Genomic DNA, 18,363 nt, shown 5'->3' on the forward strand with positions numbered 1-18,363 from the left:
CGCGTCCCCGGTCACGCCGCCACCCCCCAGTCAGCCGGAGTTGTCGCTGGATGCCGTTCTCGATCGCCGACGCGCGCTTTCTCCTCGCCCGCGCCACCGGCCTGCTGCACCGCGGCCTGCTGAGCCTGCGCACCCGCGGCATGGCCTCCAGCTGGGAGCGCGTGCGTGCGCAGCTGCGGCCCAGCTCCCCGGCCCTGCGCGCCGCGCTGTACCTGCCGCCGCGCACCGCGTTCGCGCCGTTCACGCTGCCGACCAGCGCCGCGCCGCGGGCGAGCGTGGTGATCCCGGTGTATGGCGAGCTCGCGCATACGCTGGCCTGCCTGCGCGCGCTGGCGACGCATCCGCCGGCGGCGGCGTTCGAGGTGATCGTGGTCGACGACGGCTCGGCCGACAAAACCGCCGAAACCCTGCCGCAGGTGGCCGGCCTGCGCTACCACCGGCGCGCGGCCAACGGCGGTTTCATCGCCGCCTGCAATGACGGCGCGGCCCTCGCCCGCGGCGCGGTGCTGGTGTTCCTCAACAACGACACCGTGCCGCAGCCGGGCTGGCTGGACGCGCTGCTGGCGACCTTCGACGCCGAGCCCGACGCCGGACTGGTCGGCGCGCAGCTGCTGTATCCAGATGGCCGCCTGCAGGAGGCCGGCGGCGTGGTATTCAACGACGGCAATGCCTGGAACTACGGCCGGCTCGGGGATCCGTCGCATCCACGCTACGCCTACCTGCGCGATGCCGACTATGTCAGCGGCGCGGCGATCGCGATCCCGCGCGCGCTGTTCGCCGAGCTCGGCGGCTTCGACACCCGCTACGCGCCGGCCTACTACGAAGACACCGACCTCGCCTTCGCGGTGCGCTCGGCCGGCCGGCGCGTGCTGTACCAGCCCGCGGCCAAGGTGGTGCACGACGAGGGCGCCACATCCGGCACCGACACCGGCGCCGGGCCAAAGGCCTACCAGGTGCGCAATCGCGAGGTGTTCCGGGCGCATCGCGCCGGGGCGCTCGCACACCACCGCGCGCCGCACGAACCCACGCCCGCCACCCTGCACGCCGGCCAGCGCCAGGTGCTGGTGATCGACGCACTCACCCCGCAGCCCGACCGCGACTCCGGCTCGCTGCGGCTGGTCAACCTGATGCGCCTGCTGCGCGAGGAAGGCGCGCATGTCGTGTTCCTGCCCGCCAACCGCAGCTACGACGGCCACTACACCGACACCCTGCGCCAGCTGGGCGTGGAAGCCTGGTGCGCGCCGCACGCCGCGCGCGCGCCGGCGTGGCTGGCCGAGCACGGGCCGCGCTTCGACGTGGTCGTGGCCTGCCGCCATTACGTGGCCAGCGAGTTCATCCCGCTGCTGCGCCAACATGCGCCGCAGGCGCGGCTGGTGTTCGACAGCATCGACCTGCACTACCTGCGCGAGCAGCGCGCCGCGGAAGTCACAGGCGACGCCGCGATCGCCAGCGCCGCGTTGCGCACGCGCGGGCGCGAACTGGGCGTCATCGCCGCATGCGACATCACCCTGGTGGTCAGCGAGGCCGAGCGCGTGGTGCTGCAGCGCGATGCGCCCGACGCGACGGTCGAGGTGCTGTCCAACCTGCACAGCGTGGCCGGCCCCGGCAGGCCGTTCGCCGAGCGCCGCGACCTGGTGTTCGTCGGTGGCTTCCGCCATCCGCCCAACGTCGATGCCGTTCGCTGGTTCGCCGCCGAGGTCTTCCCGCTTGTCCGCCGGCAGCTGCCCGAGATCGCGTTCCACGTCATTGGCGGCGATGTCACCCCCGAGGTCGCCGCGCTCGCCGCGCTGCCCGGCGTGGTGGTGCACGGCCACGTGCCCGACATCGCGCCGCACATGGACGGTGGCCTTCTCGCCGTCGCGCCGCTGCGCTTCGGCGCCGGGGTCAAGGGCAAGATCAACCTGAGCATGGCGCACGGCCAGCCGGTGGTCGCGACGTCGTGCGCGGTCGAAGGCATGCATCTGGTCGACGGCCACGACGTGCTGGTGGCCGACGACGCCGCGGCGTTCGCTTCGGCGGTGGTGCGCGCCTGCGGCGATGCCACGCTCTGGCAGGCGCTGGCGACGCACGGGCTGGAGAACGTGGCCCGGCATTTCTCCGCCAACGCCGCACGCGCGGTGGTGCACCGCGTGTTCATGGCCTGAGCCGCCTCAGTCCCCGGCAGCGCCCGCCGCGCGCAGGCGCTGCCTGAAATCGTCGAGCCCGGGCACGCCGGGATCGATGGCACGCGCCAGCACCAGCGCGCGCTGCGCGCGCTCGATCTCACCTGCCCCCAGGCGCTCGTTGCCGACCGCCAGCCAGCGCTGCGCCAGCCGCGTGCGGGCCGCGGCGAGTTCGCCCGGGTCCTCGCCCAGCGCCGCGCGCGCGTCCAGGCAGGCGCGCGCCCGGCCCAGGCTGTTGGCGCGCAGTTCGCGCTCGTAGCAGTCACGCGCGTCCGGCAGCAGGCGTGCGCTGGCGGCACGCACCGCGCGCGACTGCGGCGCCAGCGCGCGGGCGCGCGCGATGCTGTCGAAGGCGCTCTCGCCCGGCGGCGACAGCAGGTTGCCGCGCGCGCGCGCGGCCTCGGCCGCATCCAGCAGCTGGCGCACGCGGCGGTCGCGTTCGGCGGCGGGCAGCGGCGTCGCAAGCCGGGCGCTGTTGCGGCGCGCGCGCGTCATGCGTGCTTCGGCCGCGAGAACCCCCACGGCATCGGGTGCAATCTCCTGCGCGCGCGCCAGGGCGACCTGGGCGCGCGCGAAGTCGAAGTCCGCCGCCAGGCGCGATGCCCGCCCGGCGTAGGCACTGGCCACTGCCTGCACGCCGTCCTGCGCCGCGGCATCCGCCGCATCCAGCGCCAGCAGCGCGTTGTAGCCGTCCAGCGCGCGTTCGAGCTGGCCCCGCGCCAGGGCGGCATGCGCGCGGCGGCGCACCGCGTCGGTTTCTTCGGTCATGCGCGCCAGCGTGTCAGGCAGATCGACGTGGCCTCCGTCGTGCCGGCGCGCCAGTTCGATGCGCTGCGCCGCCGCCCCGAGGTCGCCGCGGCGCAGCGCCTCGCGCGCCCCGCCGAGCAGCTCCGCCAGTGCGTCTTCGCGGCCGCGCAGCGCGCCGGCGTGCGTGGGTTCGATGGCCAGGGCGCGCGCGTACAACGGCAGCGCGGCGTTGGCGTCGCCGTCGAGGTGTCCGCGCTGGCGCGCGGCCTCCGCCGCCGCCAGCAGTTCATCGAGTCCGGCGTGACCGGCCTCGCGGCGCCGCAACGCGTCTTCCAGCGCCTCGGCCTCGGCCTTGGGCACCGAGAGCGCACGCGCCAGGGCCAGCCCGGCGCGGGCGTCGTCCAGGCGATCCTCGGCAAGCGCGACGCGCGCCTGCACCAGCGCCGCGGCCGCGACCTGCGCCAGCCCGCGACTGGCCTCGCGGCGGTCGGGATCCATGGCCAGCGCGGCTTCGAACAGCTCGCGTGCCCCGCTGCCGTCGGCAGCGCTGAGGCGGCCTTCGGCGAGGGCGCGTTCGGCCTCGGCACGCAGCGCCTCGCTGCGGGTCTCGGGCCACAGCAGGCCGCCGATCGGCTCACGCAGCACCGCCAGCAAGACCACCAGCAGCATCGATGCGATCAGCCACCACTGCCAGTGGCGCGCCAGCCCGAGGCGGTCGACCACGCGGTCACGCAGCCGCGTGCCGCCGCCCGGACGTGCGGGCGCTGCGGCGGCGCTGGAAGGATGGACGTCGGGAGGCAGGGGGGAAATCACGCCGGGAGCATAAGCGGCACCGGGTGAATGCGCGCGCGTGACGCGCACGGCCAGCCGCCGCCTGCGCGCGCCGCGGTCAGGTGCGGTAGGCGCGCTCGACGCCCGGCAGCGCCTCGAGCTTGCCGAGCAGCCGCGACAGTTGGCCGAAGTCCGCGACGCGCAGCGACAGCCGCAGCTGCACGCGTCCGCGTCCGCGCGCGCCGCCGGCATCGCCGTCGATGGCCAGCACGTGCGCATCCTCCTGCGCGATCAGGTTGGTGACGTCCTTCAACAGGTGTTTGCGGTCGACTGCCTGCAGCACCAGCTCCGCCTGGTGGGCACCGGCGGATGCGCCCCACTCCACCGGCAGCACGCGCTGCGGCTCGCGCGCGGCCAGGCGCAGGAACGACGCGCAGTCGCCGCGGTGCACGCTCACCCCGCGCGCGCGCGTCAGGTAGCCGGCGACCGCCTCTCCCGGCAGCGGCTGGCAGCAACGCGCCACCTGCACCAGCAGGTTGTCCACGCCGACCACGGTGAAGGCCGGCTTGCCGCCGGGACGCAGCCGCTTGGGCGCACGCAGCGCGATCACCTCCGGGTCCTCGCCCGTGGCCTCGGCCTCGCGCTGCTCGCGCTCATGGTCGGCCAGCGCGCGCACCACCTGGTGTGGCCCCACGTCGCCCAGTGCCACCAGCACCTGCAGGTCCTCCACCGTGTCGACATTGAAGCGGCGCAATGCCGGTGTCGGGTCGGCGTGCTGCATGCCGACGCGCTTCAGCTCGCGGTCGAGCAGCTCGCGGCCGGCCTGCAGGTTGCGCGCGCGGTCGAGCTTGTGGAACCAGCTGCGCACCTTCTCGCGCGAGCGCGCGCTGGCCAGGAAGCCGTTGGACGCCAGCAGCCAGTCGCGGCGGGGCTCCGACACCTTGCCGGTCAGGATCTCGACGCGGTCGCCGGTGTGCAGCACGTGGTCGAGGGTCACGATGCGGCCGTCCACCTTGGCGCCGCGGCAGCGGTGGCCGACCTCGGTGTGCACGCGGTAGGCGAAGTCGAGCGGCGTGGCGCCCAGCGGCAGGTCGACCACCTCGCCCTTCGGCGTCAGCGCGTAGACCCGGTCCTCGACCAGTTCCGTGTCGAAGGCGCCGGCGAGCGCGCCGTCACCGGCTTCCGCCGGCGCATCCAGCAGGCGGCGCATCCATTCGATCTTGCGGTTCACCGCCGCCTCGCCGGCGGCCGAGCGCTGCGTGCCGGCGCGGCCCTGGTAGGCATGTTCCTTGTAGCGCCAGTGCGCGGCGACGCCGAGCTCGGCCTGGTCGTGCATCTCGCGGGTGCGGATCTGCACCTCGAGCGTCTTGCCTTCCGGGCCGACCACGGCGGTATGCAGCGAGCGGTAGTCGTTGTGCTTGGGGCGCGCGATGTAGTCGTCGAACTCGCCCGGCACCGGCGCCCACAGCGCATGCACCGCGCCGAGCGCCGCGTAGCAGCCCTGCACGTCATCGACCAGCACGCGCACCGCGCGCAGGTCGTAGAGCTCGCCGATCGGCGCGTTCTTCTTCTGCATCTTCTTCCAGATGCTGTAGATGTGCTTCGGCCGGCCGGCGATGTCGGCGGCGATGCCCGCCGCGGCCAGCGCTTCGCCCAGCCGCGCCTTGACGTCCTCGATGTAGCGCTCGCGGCCGGCGCGCTTGTCGTCGAGCAGGGTCGCGATCTGCCGGTAGGTGGCCGGCTCGAGGTGCCGGAACGCCAGGTCCTCGAGCTCCCATTTCAGCTGCCAGATGCCGAGCCGGTTCGCCAGCGGCGCATGGATGTCGCGGGTCAGCCGCGCCAGCGCCAGGCGTTCGGCGTCAGGCAGCATGGCCGCGGCGCGCATCCGCGCCAGCTGGCGGGCGAGCAGGATCGGCACCACGCGCAGGTCGCGGACGATCGCCAGCAGCAGCCGGCGCAGGCCTTCGTGGTTGCGCCCGCGCTCCTGTTCGGCGTGCAGTGCCCAGACCTGCCCGGCGGCGTGCTGGCCTTCCAGCAACGCCGAGATCGCAGGGCTGGCGGGTGTGTCGGCGCGGGCATGGCGTTCCGCCCAGGCCGGGCAGGCATGCAGGACGGCGGCCACCAGCACCTCGCCATCGGCGTCGAGCAGGGCCAGGGCGTCCAGCGTGTCGGCCAGCACCTGCGGCGGCTCGCCGCCGGCACAGGGTCCGGCCTCGGCGGCATCGCGCAGCAGCGCGCGCAACGGCTCGGCGAGGGTGCCAAGCGCCGGCCATGCCAGCAGGGTTTCGATGTCCACGGCTTCGGCCATGGCGGGCGGCGATCCACGGCGGGGGACGGTCTACACTAGCCGCACCACGCCCCCTGGAACAGACATGATGTCGGTACGCAGCATCTTCCTCGCCGCCCTGCTCCTCGTCGCAACGCCGGCGCTCGCGCAACAGTCGATCCAGGCGCAGATGAGCGCCGATGAATTCAAGGCCGCCGGCCTCGACAAGCTCAGCGCGGACGAGCTGGCGCGGCTGGATGCCTGGCTCGATCGCACCATCATCGACGAGACCGGCAAGGCCGCCGCCGTCGCCGAGGAACGGGTGAAGAAGGAGCACCGGGGCTTCGCATCGTTCGGGTCCGACGAGCCGGTCAAGGGTCACATCCCGGGCGAGTTCCGCGGCTTCCAGCAGGGGCGCGACTACACGCTCGACAATGGCCAGGTGTGGCGGCAAGTCGATGGCGCGCGCCTGGCTGGTGCACGCCTGACCGACGCCGAGGTCACCATCAGCCCGAGCCTGCTGGGCACGGCCTGGTACATGCAGGTCGGCAAGTACAACACCCGCGCCAAGGTAGAGCGCATCAAGTAAGCGCGGCCAGCCTGGTCGCCAGTTTCTTCGGCGACACACCGCCGCGGGTGCCGAGTTCCTGTGCGAAGAGCTGCACGCGCAGCTCTTCCAGGTCCCAGCGCAACGCTTGCCAGCCCGGTTCGGCCGCGCGCCCAGCCTGCACCGCCTGCGCCAGCGCGTCCGCGAAGGGCTTCAGTTCAAGCATGCGCTGCTGGTCGCGGGTGGGATCGTTGAGCGCGCGCGCCGCGCGCGTGGCCAACGCCTTCAGGTAGCGCGGATAGTCGGCCAGCGCCGTGCCCGGCACATCACGCAGGAACCCCGGCGGCACCAGCGCCGCGAGCTGCGCCTGCATGTCGTCGAGATTGCCGCGCGCCCAGCCGACCAGGCGGCTGTCGAGCGCGGCGCGCACATCGGCCACCAGGCCCAGGATCTGCTCGGCCAGCTGCAGGCGGCGCATGGCTTCGCCGAACAGCTCCCTGCCAACGGCCTCGCTGCGCACAGCGAAGACCGCCGGGTCGCGGATCGATTCGAGCCCGTCGGCCGCGAGCGCGGCGAACGCGCCGTCGACGAGGTCGTTGCGCAGGTATTCGGCCGGACGGCCGCCGTTGGCACGCGGTGCGGCGGATTCGATGGCGGCGTACAGCAGCCCGGTCTTCGGCGACACCGGCAGCTGCCGGCGCGCCTGGCGCATGCGTTCGGCAAGCGCGATGGCCAACAGGCGGCGCACGCCCCCGGGATGCTGGCGCAGCGCCGCGGCGCGGTCGGCGTGGACCTCGAGCGACGCGCTGTCGCCCTGGTCGTGCAGCGCGGGATACGCAGGCACGCCGCCGGCGCCGGGCACGGATTCGGGGATCGGCGTATCGGGGAAGCCGGTCAGCGCCTCGCGCGCGAGTCCTTGCGAGGCCTGCGCGGCGAAGGCGTCGGCGGCGCGTCCACCGAAGCGCGCGCGCAGCGCATCGAGGTCGCGCGATTCGGCCAGCACGCTGCGGGCGTCGGCATCGAGCAGGCGCAGGTTGGCGCGCAGGTGCGGCTCGAGCGCGGCGTCTTCGAAATCGGTCGGTGCGATGTCGACGCCGGTCATGCGCTTCAGGAAGCGTGCGAGCGCGCCATGCAGGGTGTCGGTGGCGGCATCGGCGCTGCCGTGTGCTTCCGCGAAGGCGCGCGCGAAATCCGGCGCCGGCACGAAGTTGCGGCGCAGCGCCTTCGGCAGGCCGCGCAGCAGCGCGGTCGCCTTCTCGAGCACGAAGCCCGGCGCCAGCCAGGTCAGCCGGGGCGCGTCGAGGGCGTTGAGCAGGTGCAGCGGCACGACCACGGTCATGCCGTCGTCCACGGCGCCGGGCTCGAAGCGGTAGTGCACGGCAAGGCGCGCATCGCCGAGCGCGAGGAAGGCCGGGTAGCGGTCGGCATCGCTGCCATCGCCGACCAGCAGGTCCTCGCTTGACCACTGCAGCGCGCGCCGCTCCTCGCGCGACAGCCGTGCGTACCAGGCGTCGAGCGCCTGCGCGCTGGTGATCTCCGCGGGAATGCGGTCGCGGTACCAGCGCAGCATCCAGTCGTCATCGACCACCAGGCCGGAGCGGCGCTGCTTGGCTTCCTCTTCTTCGGCGGCGGCCAGCGCACGGCGGTTGCGGGTGACGAAATCGGCGCGCAGGTTGATCTCGCCAGCCACCAGGCCATCGCGCAGGAACAGTTCGCGCGACTCCTCCGGGTACAGCCCGCCGTAGTGGATGGGCCTGGCGGCCACCAGCACCAGCCCGAACAGGCCGAGCTGCTCGCTGCCGGTCACCCGCCCCTGGCGGCGCGACCAGCGCGGGTCGAAGTGCCGCCTGGAGAGCAGGTGGTCGAGTTCGGCCACCACCCAGTCCGGTTCGATCGCGGCGTTGGTGAGCGACCAGACCTTTTCGGTATCCAGCAGCGTGGCCGACAACACCCACGGCGGCGGCTTCGACGCCAGCGCCGAGCCCGGGAACAGCTGGAAGCGCCGCCCGCGCGGGCCTTCATAGGTCACCGCGCGGCGCTTGTCGCGTTCCTGCAGCGCATGCCCGACCTGCGTCGGCAGGCCGGCCAGCAGCGAGCGGTGCAGCAGTACGAAGGGGTCGGGCTGCTGCTTCGCGGCGGGTGCAGGTGCGGTGGGCCTTTCCGCGGGCGCAGGGACGTCGCCGGTGTCGGATTCTTCCTCCCAGCCGAGGCCTTCGCACTGCAGCTTGAGCTGGCGGTGCAGTTCGCGCCATTCGCGCATGCGCAGGAAACCGAGGAAATGGCGCTCGCACCACTTGCGAAGCTGCGACTGGGTCATCTCCTCGTGCGCGTCGCGATAGGCACGCCAGAGGTTGAGGATGGCGACGAACTCGGACTTCGGGTCGCGGAACAGCGCGTGCGCGGTGTCGGCCGCCGCGCGCTGGTCGGCCGGGCGTTCGCGCGGGTCCTGGATGCCGAGGAAGCTGGTGATCGCCAGCATCTCGCGCAGGCAGCCGTGGCCGTGCGCGGCGACCAGCATGCGCGCCAGCTTCACGTCGACCGGCAGCCGCGCCATCAGCTTGCCGATGGCGGTGAGCTCGCGGCGCGCATCCACCGCGCCGAGCTCGGTCAGCTGCTGCCAGCCGTCGGCGATGGCGCGCGGATCGGGCGGCTCAAGGAACGGAAAATCCTCGATGGTGCCAAGGCCCAGCGACAGCATGCGCAGGATCACCCCGGCCAGCGCCGCGCGGCGGATCTCCGGGTCGGTGAATGCCGGCCGCGCCGCGAAATCCTCCTCGGCGTACAGCCGGTAGCAGGTGCCGGGCGCGATGCGGCCGCAGCGGCCCGCGCGCTGGTTGGCGCTGGCCTGGCTGATCGGCTCGATGTGCAGGCGGTCGAGCTTCTGCCGCGGGCTGTAGCGCTTGACGCGCGCCAGCCCGGGATCGACCACGTAGTGCGTGCGCGGCACGGTGAGCGAAGTTTCGGCGACGTTGGTCGCCAGCACGATGCGCCGCTGCGGGCCGGGGTTGAACACCCGGTCCTGGTCGCGCACCGACAGCCGCGCGTACAGCGGCAGCACTTCGGTGTGGCGGTACTTGCGGCCTTCCAGCGCGCGATGGGCGTCGCGGATCTCGCGCTCGCCGGGCAGGAACACCAGCACGTCGCCGCCCATGCCGCGGCCGCCCTGCAGGATCTCGTCGCAGGCGGCCACGATGCCGTCGGTCACCGTGGGCGCGTCGGGCCGGTAGCGCACCTCGACCGGATAGCCGCGGCCTTCCACGTTGACCACCGGCGCATCGTTGAAGTGCGCGGAGAAGCGCGCGGTGTCGATGGTGGCCGAGGTCACCACCAGTTTCAGGTCGGGGCGTTTGGCGAGCAGCTGCTTCAGGTAGCCGAGCAGGAAGTCGATGTTGAGGCTGCGCTCGTGCGCCTCGTCGATGATCAGCGTGTCGTAGCGCGACAGCCAGCGGTCCGACTGGATCTCGGCCAGCAGGATGCCGTCGGTCATGAACTTGATCGCGGTCTGCTCGCCGACGTTCTCGGTGAAGCGCACCTGGTAGCCGACCGCGCCGCCCAACGGCACCTGCAGCTCCTCGGCCACGCGCCGCGCCACGGCGCGCGCGGCGATCCGCCGCGGCTGGGTGCAGCCGATCATCCCGGCCGCGCCGCGCCCCGCGGCCAGGCACAGCTTGGGCAGCTGGGTGGTCTTGCCGGAGCCGGTCTCGCCGGCCACCACCACCACCTGGTGCCTGCGCAGCAGCGCCACGATGTTGTCGCCTTCGGCCGCGATCGGCAGGCCCGGATCGACCTCGGCCTGCGGCAGGGCCTTGGCGCGCGCCTCGCGCGACGCCAGCGAGCGCGCCAGGGCTTCGGCAAACGCCGCCTCGCGCGCGGCATCCGCCGGCGCCGCGCGCCAGCGCGACAGCAGGCCGAGCAGGCGGCCACGGTCACGGGTCAATGCGCCATCCACCGCGGCGCGCGCCGCGCGCATTGACACGGTGCTTGCAACCGCGTGGCTAGACTCCTTCTGTTTCATGCAGTTCCGATTCGCGGCCCGGGCCGATCACGTGTGTCCATCGTGCCCATTGTCGCGTGCAATCAACGAGAGGAAACCCCGATGGCCAAGACCAAGACCAAGACCACCAAGAAGACCGCCGCATCCCGCGCCCGGGCCGCCGACCCGGCCGCGTCGCCCGGTCCGACCTCGATGGCGCCCAATGTCGACATCGGCATTTCCGACAAGGACCGCAAGACGATCTCCCAGGACCTGTCGCAGTTCCTGTCCGACAGCTTCACGCTGTACCTGAAGACCCACAATTTCCACTGGAATGTCACGGGCGCGATGTTCAATTCGCTGCACACGATGTTCATGGACCAGTACACCGAGCAATGGAATGCGCTGGACGAGACCGCCGAGCGCATCCGCGCGCTGGGCTACAACGCCCCGGGCTCGTACGCGGAGTTCATCCGCCTGAGCTCGATCACCGAGGAGCCGGGCCTGACCGAAGCCCCGGACTGGCGCGAGATGGTGCGCCAGCTGGTGGTCGGCAACGAGGCCGTGTGCCGCACCGCGCGCCGCGCCCTGGCGCATGCCGACGACGCGGGCGACGACCCGACCGTCGACCTGCTGACCCAGCGCCTGGTGGTGCACGAGAAGAACGCCTGGATGCTGCGCTCGCTGCTGCAGTAGTCCTGCCGCGGCCGGAAGCTTTCCGGCGGCGCGGACCGGAGACGCCCGACCCCCGTGTCGGGCGTCTCCGTATCAGGCCGCGGGACGGTGGCCGGGTATCCTTGTCGCATGAGTGACAACGCCCACCAGGTGCTGCGCGCGGTTTTTGGCCACGACGCCTTCCGCGGCCAGCAGGCCGCCATCATCGAGCACGTCGCCGGCGGCGGCGATGCGCTGGTCCTGATGCCCACCGGCGGCGGCAAGTCGCTGTGCTACCAGGTGCCCGCGCTGCTGCGCGAAGGCACCGCGGTGGTCATATCGCCGCTGATCGCGCTGATGCAGGACCAGGTGGAGGCGCTGCGCCAGCTGGGCGTCAAGGCGGCCTTCCTCAACTCCACCCTCGATGGCGCCGAAGCCGCGGCCGTCGAGCGCCAGCTGCGCGAGGGCACGCTGGACCTGCTGTATGTCGCCCCCGAGCGCCTGCTGACGCCGCGCTTCATGGCACTGCTCGACGCCAGCCGCATCGCGCTGTTCGCGATCGACGAGGCGCACTGCGTGTCGCAGTGGGGCCACGACTTCCGCCGCGAGTACCGCGAGCTGACCGTGCTCCACGAGCGCTGGCCGCAGGTGCCGCGCATCGCGCTCACCGCCACCGCCGATCCGCCTACCCAGCGCGAGATCGCCGAGCGCCTGCAGCTCGAGGACGCGCGCCACTTCACCAGCTCCTTCGACCGGCCGAACATCCGCTACACCGTGGTCAACAAGGACAACGGCCGCCGCCAGCTGCTCGACTTCATGGCCGGCCATCGCGGCGAGGCCGGCATCGTGTATTGCCTGTCGCGCAACAAGGTCGGCAAGACCGCGGAGCTGCTGCAGGAGGCGGGCATCGACGCCCTGCCCTACCACGCCGGCCTGGACGCTTCGGTGCGCGCCGCCAACCAGCGCCGCTTCCTGCTCGAGGACGGCGTGGTGATGGTGGCCACCATCGCCTTCGGCATGGGCATCGACAAGCCCGACGTGCGCTTCGTGGCGCACTTGGACCTGCCCAAGTCGATCGAGGGCTACTACCAGGAAACCGGGCGCGCCGGCCGCGATGGCGACCCGGCCGACGCCTGGATGTGCCACGGCCTGGGCGACGTGGTGCTGCTGCGGCAGATGATCGACCAGTCCGAGTCCGGCGACCAGCGCAAGCGGCTGGAGCACCGCAAGCTCGATGCGCTGGTCGGCTACTGCGAATCGATGCGCTGCCGGCGGCAGGTGCTGCTGGCCAACTTCGGCGAGGACTACGCCGCCAACGGCCCCGGCGAGCCCTGCGGCAACTGCGACAACTGCCTGCACCCGGCGGAATCGTGGGATGCGACCGTGGCGGCGCAGAAGGCGCTGTCCTGCGTCTACCGCAGCGGCCAGCGCTTCGGCGCCGCGCACCTGATCGACATCCTGCGCGGTTCGGACTCCGAGAAGATCCGCCAGTTCGGCCACGACGCGCTCAGCACCCATGGCATCGGCGCCGACCTCGACGCGCGCAGCTGGCGCGGCGTGTTCCGGCAACTGGTCGCCGCGGGCCTCCTGGAGGTCGACAGCGCGGGCTTTGGTGGCCTGCGGCTCACCGCGGAAAGCCGCGATGTGCTGCAGGGCCGGCGCCAGGTGCTGTTGCGCAAGGAGGCCCCGCGCAGCCGCGGCGGCGAGCGGCGCGAGCGCCCCGCCACGGTGGAAGTGGCGCGCGCCGACCAGCCGCTGTTCGAGGCCTTGCGCGCGCTGCGCACGCGGCTGTCGCGTGAGCAGGGCGTGCCGCCGTACGTGATCTTCCACGACGCCACCCTGCGTGAGATCGCGCGCCTGAGACCGCGCACGCCGGGCGACCTGTCGCTCATCGGCGGCATCGGCGCCGGCAAGATCGAGCGCTACGGCGACGAGGTGCTGGACGCCGTGGCCGAGGTTGAGGCCGCCTGACGGTTCGCCCTGCTGCAACCCGAGGGCCGCGTCACCCGCTGCCGGCAGAAGAAGCTCGTGGATGCCGTCCAGCGGACCGCTGCCCGCGTGCTCAGGTGCTCGTCAGCCGGGGAAGCTGGCGACGCAGGTCGCAAACGGGACCGGCTCGCAGAAGTAGCCGCCCTGCATTTCGTCGCAACCGATCAAGCGCAGCGAATGCCCGGTGACCGCAGAACGGCACCCTCCACGCTGAAGCGATGCTTGCCCAGGCCCGGATGCGAACTGCGTATTCATTGAACTGAGACCCACGGCGATGCCAGGAACTGTGGGCGGTGTCACGTTAAACGCGGCCATGGGGGCCTTTCGACCCTTGTGGGCGTTTTTTCACGCCTGCAGCATCCTGTGTACCTGTGCAGCCCGCACCTGACTTCCGGCGAGCACATGTCTGCTGAATCCCGATCCATCCCCCCCCTGCTGTGCAAGGCACAGACCGGCATTGCCGGATTCGACGAGTTGACCGGTGGGGGACTTCCGGTTGGCCGGACCACCCTGCTTCTGGGCGGACCTGGCTCGGGCAAGACCATCTTCTCGCTGGGGTTCCTTGCCCATGGGTGCCGGCAGTGCGGGGAGCCGGGGATCTTCGTCGCGTTCGAGGAAACCGCGGATCGCATCGTGGCCAACGCACGCGGCTTCGGCTGGGACCTGGGTGCATTGCCACCGGAGCAGCTCTATTTCCTCGACCGCGTTCCCAGCGCGGATGCCGTGCACGCGGGCGCCTTCGACCTGACCGGCATGCTCGCCGGGCTGGGCGCGCAGGCTTCGGCGATGGGCGCACGGCGGATCGTGTTCGATGCGCTGGACATCCTGCTGGACCTGCTGCCCGACGACGCCAGCCGGCGCCGGGAAGTCTATCGGGTGCACGAATGGCTGATCGCGCGTGGCCTGACCGCGCTGATCACCGCCAAGGCCTCCGGCGACCACGCCGGTGCCGTCGACGGGAACAGCTTCGGCTTCATGCAGTTCATGGTCGACTGCACGGTCGTGCTCAACCACTCGGTCGAGCATGGCGTGTCGCAGCGCAACCTGCGCGTGCTCAAGTATCGCGGCTCGGCCTTCAACGAGAACGAGTCGCCGTTCGTGATCGGCGCCGATGGCTTCGACGTGGCCATATCCCGGCTGCTGGGCGGCAGCGACGCCGATCACACCAACGAACGGGTGACCACCGGCATCGAACGGCTCGACACGATGCTCGACGGTGGCTATTACCGCGGGGCCAGCGTGCTGATCACCGGTTTTCCCGGTACGGCCAAGACCACCCTGAGCGGCTCGTTCGCCGAAGCAGCCTGCGAGCGCGGCGAGCAGACCCTGTTCGTCAGCTTCGATTCCGACGGCACCGAAGTCGTGCGCAACCTCGAGTCGGTCGGCATCCAGCTCGGGCCACACGTGCACAGCGGCGTGCTGCGCATGGTGTCGGCGCGCACCATCAACGGCAGCGCGGAAAGCCTCCTGGTGCGCATCAAGGCGATCGCCAAGGAGCACAAGGCGCGTTGCCTGGTGATCGATCCGGTCTCGACGCTGTCCAGGGCCGGCAACGAGATGACCGCGCACGGCGTCGCCGAACGGCTGATCGACTGGACCAAGTCTGATGGCATCACCATGGTGTGCACCTCGCTGCTCGACGAGATGGCCGGCCCGCACAACGGCGGTACGCCGTTGCAGGTCTCGACCCTGGCCGACACATGGATCCACCTGAGCTACCTGGTCCAGGCCGGTGAACGCAATCGCGGCTTGTCGATCATCAAGTCGCGTGGCACGTCGCACTCCAACCAGGTGCGCGAACTGATCCTCAGCAGCACGGGCGTGACCCTGGCCGACATCTACACCGCAGGCGGCGAAGTGCTGATGGGCACCATGCGCTGGGAAAAGGAGAGCGCGGCGCGGGCCGCCCGGGAACTGGCCGATGTCCAGGGCCGGCTCAAGCGCGTCCAGCTCGACGCCGAGGAAGCGGAGCTGGAAGTCCGCCTGCGGTCCCTGCAGACCGTACTCGCGGCCAAGCAGGCCGAAAAAGCGTTGCTGACGCGGACCACCGAAACCCGCGAGAGCGAACTCAAGGGCGGCCACACGATGCTGCGCGAGCTGCGTGGCGCCGACGCTGCGGTCGAGCCCTCCTGAGTCGGCCGTCATGGACACTGCCCACTTCAAGTTCCAGCTCTTCGTCGCCGAGAATGCGGCCAATTCGGTGCAGGCGTTGGCCAACCTGCGCGCCATCTGCCGGGCGCACCTGCCAGGCCGGCACGAGATCGAAGTGGTCGACGTGTTCGTCCAACCCACCCGCGCCCTGGCCGAACGGATTTTCATGACCCCGACCCTGGTCATCCTGCAGCCGGGAGCGGTCCGCCGGGTGGTGGGCAACCTCAGCGAGACGGCAACCGTGCTGCAGACACTGGGGCTCGAGTCGTCGGCGTGACCGACTTCCCCCACGAGAGCCCCGCGCTCGAAGACGAGGTGCAGGCGTTGCTGGCCACGCTCCGGCACGCCGAGGACCGCCTGCAGGAACTCACCGCCGGACAGATCGATGCCATCACCGATGCCGGTGGCCGCACCATCCTGCTGCAACGTGCGCAGGAAGACGTGCGCCGCGTCGATGCCGCGCGGCGCACGGCCATCCTCAACAGCTTGCCGGCGAACATCGCGCTGCTTGATGGCAGCGGTTTCATCGTGGCGGTCAACGAGTCGTGGCGGCAGTTCGGGCGCAGCAATGGACTGAAGGGGTCATCGGCCGACGTGGGGGCCAACTACCTGGATGCCTGCCAGGACGCCCACGGCGACCGTTCCGACGGCGCCACAGGAATTGCCGACGGCCTGTTGTCGGTACTCGAACGTGCGGCGACGGGCTTCGACGCGATCTACCCCTGCCATTCGCCGGACATCGACCGGTGGTTCCAGATGACGGCCACCCCCGTGAGCGACGACCAGGCAAGCGGCGTGGTGGTCATGCACGTCGACATCACCGATCGAAAGCTTCATGAAATCGCGCTGCAGGCCAGCGAGGCCGAGCAACGCGAGTCCACCCGCCAGCTGAGCCTGGAGCGGGCGCGGCTGGTCGCGGCACAGCGCGTGGCCAAGGTGGGCAGCTGGGAGACCGATCTGGCGACGATGGCCGTGCTCTGGTCGGCGGAAAGCTATCGGATCCACGAGGTGGATCCGGAGGTCGCGGTCACGCGCAACGACCTGCTCGAACTGGTCCACCCGGCGGACAAGGCGCGGGTGGACATCGAGCTGCGGGCGTTGCTGTCGTCGCGCGAACCCAAGGTGATGCGCCATCGCCTGTTGCTGCCCGGCGGCCGCGTCAAGTTCCTCGAAAAGCGCTGGCAGGTGGACTTTGACGAGGACGGGCGTCCGCTCCGACTGATCGGCACATGCCAGGACATCACCGCCCGCTGCCTGGACGAGGAGCGGATCAAGCGCCTGAACCGCGGCTACCTGGTTTTGAGCCAGGTCAATGGACTGATCGTGCGCGTGCGCGACCGCGACGAGCTCTTCCAGGGTGCCTGCCGCATCGCGGTCGAATCCGGCGGCTTCCTGCTGGCGTGGATCGGGCGCGTGGATGTGGTTGGTGCCAGCGTCGTGCCGGTCGCCTCGGCGGGCAACTGCCCCGCGGCCGCGCTTCCGGTGGAGCGCGGGTTTCCGCTGGACGACCTCGCGCAGCCCTGCACGCTGACCGTGCACACCCGTGAAGCAGTGATCGTCAACGACCTGGCGAGCGATGTCCGTTTCATGCGGCCCGGGATCGAGCCTGCGAACGGCATCCTGTCCCTCGTCTTCCTGCCGATCATTGTCGGTGGCGAAGTGGTGGCGGTGATGAGCCTGCACGCCAGCGACGTGGATTATTTCGACGACGCCGAGATCGCCCTGCTTACCGAAGTCGCCAACGACATCGGCTTCGCCATCGACCACATCGGCAAGTCGGAAACCATCAACTACCTGGCCTACTTCGACGCATTGACCGGGCTGGCCAACCGCAGCCTGTTCCTGGAACGCGCGGCGCAATGCCTGCGCGGCACGACCGCCGGGGTGCTGGCGCTGGTCGACCTCGAGCGCTTCAAGAGCATCAACGACAGTCTCGGCGTGCATGCCGGCGACGACCTGTTGCGACAGATCGCCACCTGGCTGGGCCGGCAGCTGGGCGATCCGACCCTGCTCGCGCGCGTCGGCCCGGACCACTTCGCCTTCGTGTTGACCGATGGCGATCGGCCCGGCGACGCCGCACCCGGCCTGGGGCGCCTGATCAAGGCGTTCCACGAGCATGCCTTCCTGCTCGATGGTGCGCCGTTCCGCATCGCCGCCAAATTCGGCATCGCCACGTTCCCGGAGGATTCCGGGACCGCGGGCGGACTGCTGCAGAAGGCCGAGTCGGCGCTCAAGAACGCCAAGGCCGCCGGCAAGCGGTATCTGTTCTACACCCAGAAAATGACCGACTCGATCGCGCGCCAGCTTGTCCAGGAGAACCAGCTGCGACATGCGCTGGACAATCGCGAGTTCGTGCTGCACTACCAGCCCAAGGTCAACGTGGACAGCGGCAGGGTTGTCGGCGCCGAGGCGCTCATCCGCTGGAACGACCCGCGCACCCTGACCATGACGCAGCCGGCGCAGTTCATCCCGATCCTGGAGCAAACCGGCCTGATCATCGAAGTCGGCCGCTGGGCCATGCGCACCGCCATCGATGACTACCTGCGCTGGCTTCGCGCGGGGTTGCCTGCGGTTCGCATCGCCGTCAACGTCTCGCCGCTCCAGTTGCGCGACCCCGCCTTCGTCGATGACGTACGTGAGCTGATCTCGGTCGACCCGCTGGCACCCGCGGGACTGGAGCTTGAAATCACCGAGAGCATGCTCATGTCGGATATCGAGCAGAGCATCGAGACCCTGCACGCGCTGCGCGGGATGGGGGTGCGAATCGCCATCGACGACTTCGGTACCGGCTTTTCCTCCCTCGGCTACCTCGCGAAGCTGCCGGTCGACACCTTGAAGATCGACCGCTCATTCATCGATGACATGGGCCGCTCCGCGCAAGGCCTTTCGCTCGTGTCCACGATGATCTCACTGGCCCACTCGTTCAAGCTCCGGGTGGTTGCCGAGGGCGTGGAAACCGAGGAGCAGTCCAGCCTGCTCAAGCTGCTGCGCTGTGAAGAAGCGCAAGGCTATCTGCATGGCCGGCCCCTGCCGGTCAGCGAGTTCGAGTCGCGCTTCCTGCTGGCGGGCATGCCAGCCCGGTAATCCACCGGGCGACACGGCC

Annotated in this window: 9 protein-coding genes and 1 pseudogene; 7 read left to right on the plus strand and 3 right to left on the minus strand. The window is 71.0% G+C overall.

The genetic code is table 11. From position 1 onward, the window contains the following. The first annotated feature begins 50 nt into the window (after window positions 1–50). The gene (locus IDM46_RS10405; RefSeq protein WP_185115639.1) at window positions 51–2,144 is read left to right on the plus strand and encodes a glycosyltransferase; all 2,094 of its coding nucleotides are present in this window, start codon (window positions 51–53) and stop codon (window positions 2,142–2,144) included. A 6-nt stretch (window positions 2,145–2,150) separates the two neighbouring features. Here the strand turns inward: IDM46_RS10405 and IDM46_RS10410 are convergent, their stop codons facing one another. Together IDM46_RS10410 and IDM46_RS10415 are read right to left on the minus strand one after the other, a co-directional pair. Next, the gene (locus IDM46_RS10410; RefSeq protein ID WP_185115640.1) at window positions 2,151–3,722 is read right to left on the minus strand and encodes a hypothetical protein; all 1,572 of its coding nucleotides are present in this window, start codon (window positions 3,720–3,722) and stop codon (window positions 2,151–2,153) included. A 76-nt stretch (window positions 3,723–3,798) separates the two neighbouring features. After that, window positions 3,799–5,988, minus strand: coding sequence for a bifunctional (p)ppGpp synthetase/guanosine-3',5'-bis(diphosphate) 3'-pyrophosphohydrolase (locus IDM46_RS10415; RefSeq protein ID WP_185115641.1), 2,190 nt, complete (start codon window positions 5,986–5,988; stop codon window positions 3,799–3,801). 64 nt (window positions 5,989–6,052) lie between these two features. Here IDM46_RS10415 and IDM46_RS10420 point away from each other — a divergent pair, with 64 nt between their 5' ends. Beyond that, window positions 6,053–6,535, plus strand: coding sequence for a hypothetical protein (locus IDM46_RS10420; protein ID WP_185115642.1), 483 nt, complete (start codon window positions 6,053–6,055; stop codon window positions 6,533–6,535). Here IDM46_RS10420 and hrpA read toward each other — a convergent pair. Further along, window positions 6,528–10,463 (minus strand): ATP-dependent RNA helicase HrpA, encoded by a 3,936-nt coding sequence (hrpA, locus tag IDM46_RS10425; RefSeq protein ID WP_223878072.1) that lies wholly within the window; start codon window positions 10,461–10,463, stop codon window positions 6,528–6,530. The genes IDM46_RS10420 and hrpA overlap by 8 nt on opposite strands. A 219-nt stretch (window positions 10,464–10,682) precedes the next feature. Here hrpA and IDM46_RS10430 point away from each other — a divergent pair. The 5 genes and pseudogenes from IDM46_RS10430 to IDM46_RS10450 all read left to right on the plus strand — a co-directional run. Next, window positions 10,683–11,162: pseudogene (locus tag IDM46_RS10430) on the plus strand (Dps family protein); the annotation flags it as partial. Between the two features lie 108 nt (window positions 11,163–11,270). Next, window positions 11,271–13,091 (plus strand): DNA helicase RecQ, encoded by a 1,821-nt coding sequence (recQ, locus tag IDM46_RS10435; RefSeq protein ID WP_185115645.1) that lies wholly within the window; start codon window positions 11,271–11,273, stop codon window positions 13,089–13,091. Between the two features lie 420 nt (window positions 13,092–13,511). Continuing rightward, entirely contained in the window at window positions 13,512–15,242 is a 1,731-nt protein-coding gene (kaiC, locus tag IDM46_RS10440) for a circadian clock protein KaiC (protein ID WP_185115646.1), read from the plus strand. A gap of 10 nt (window positions 15,243–15,252) precedes the next feature. Beyond that, on the plus strand, window positions 15,253–15,537 hold the full coding sequence (locus IDM46_RS10445) for a circadian clock KaiB family protein (protein WP_182825035.1): 285 nt from the start codon (window positions 15,253–15,255) through the stop codon (window positions 15,535–15,537). Continuing rightward, window positions 15,534–18,344, plus strand: a complete 2,811-nt coding sequence (locus tag IDM46_RS10450) for an EAL domain-containing protein (RefSeq protein WP_185115647.1) — start codon at window positions 15,534–15,536, stop codon at window positions 18,342–18,344. Before IDM46_RS10445 ends, IDM46_RS10450 begins: the two co-directional genes overlap by 4 nt. Window positions 18,345–18,363: the final 19 nt, after the last annotated feature.

It is taken from the genome of Luteimonas sp. MC1825 (genome assembly GCF_014764385.1).
In the GTDB taxonomy this organism is placed as follows: domain Bacteria; phylum Pseudomonadota; class Gammaproteobacteria; order Xanthomonadales; family Xanthomonadaceae; genus Luteimonas.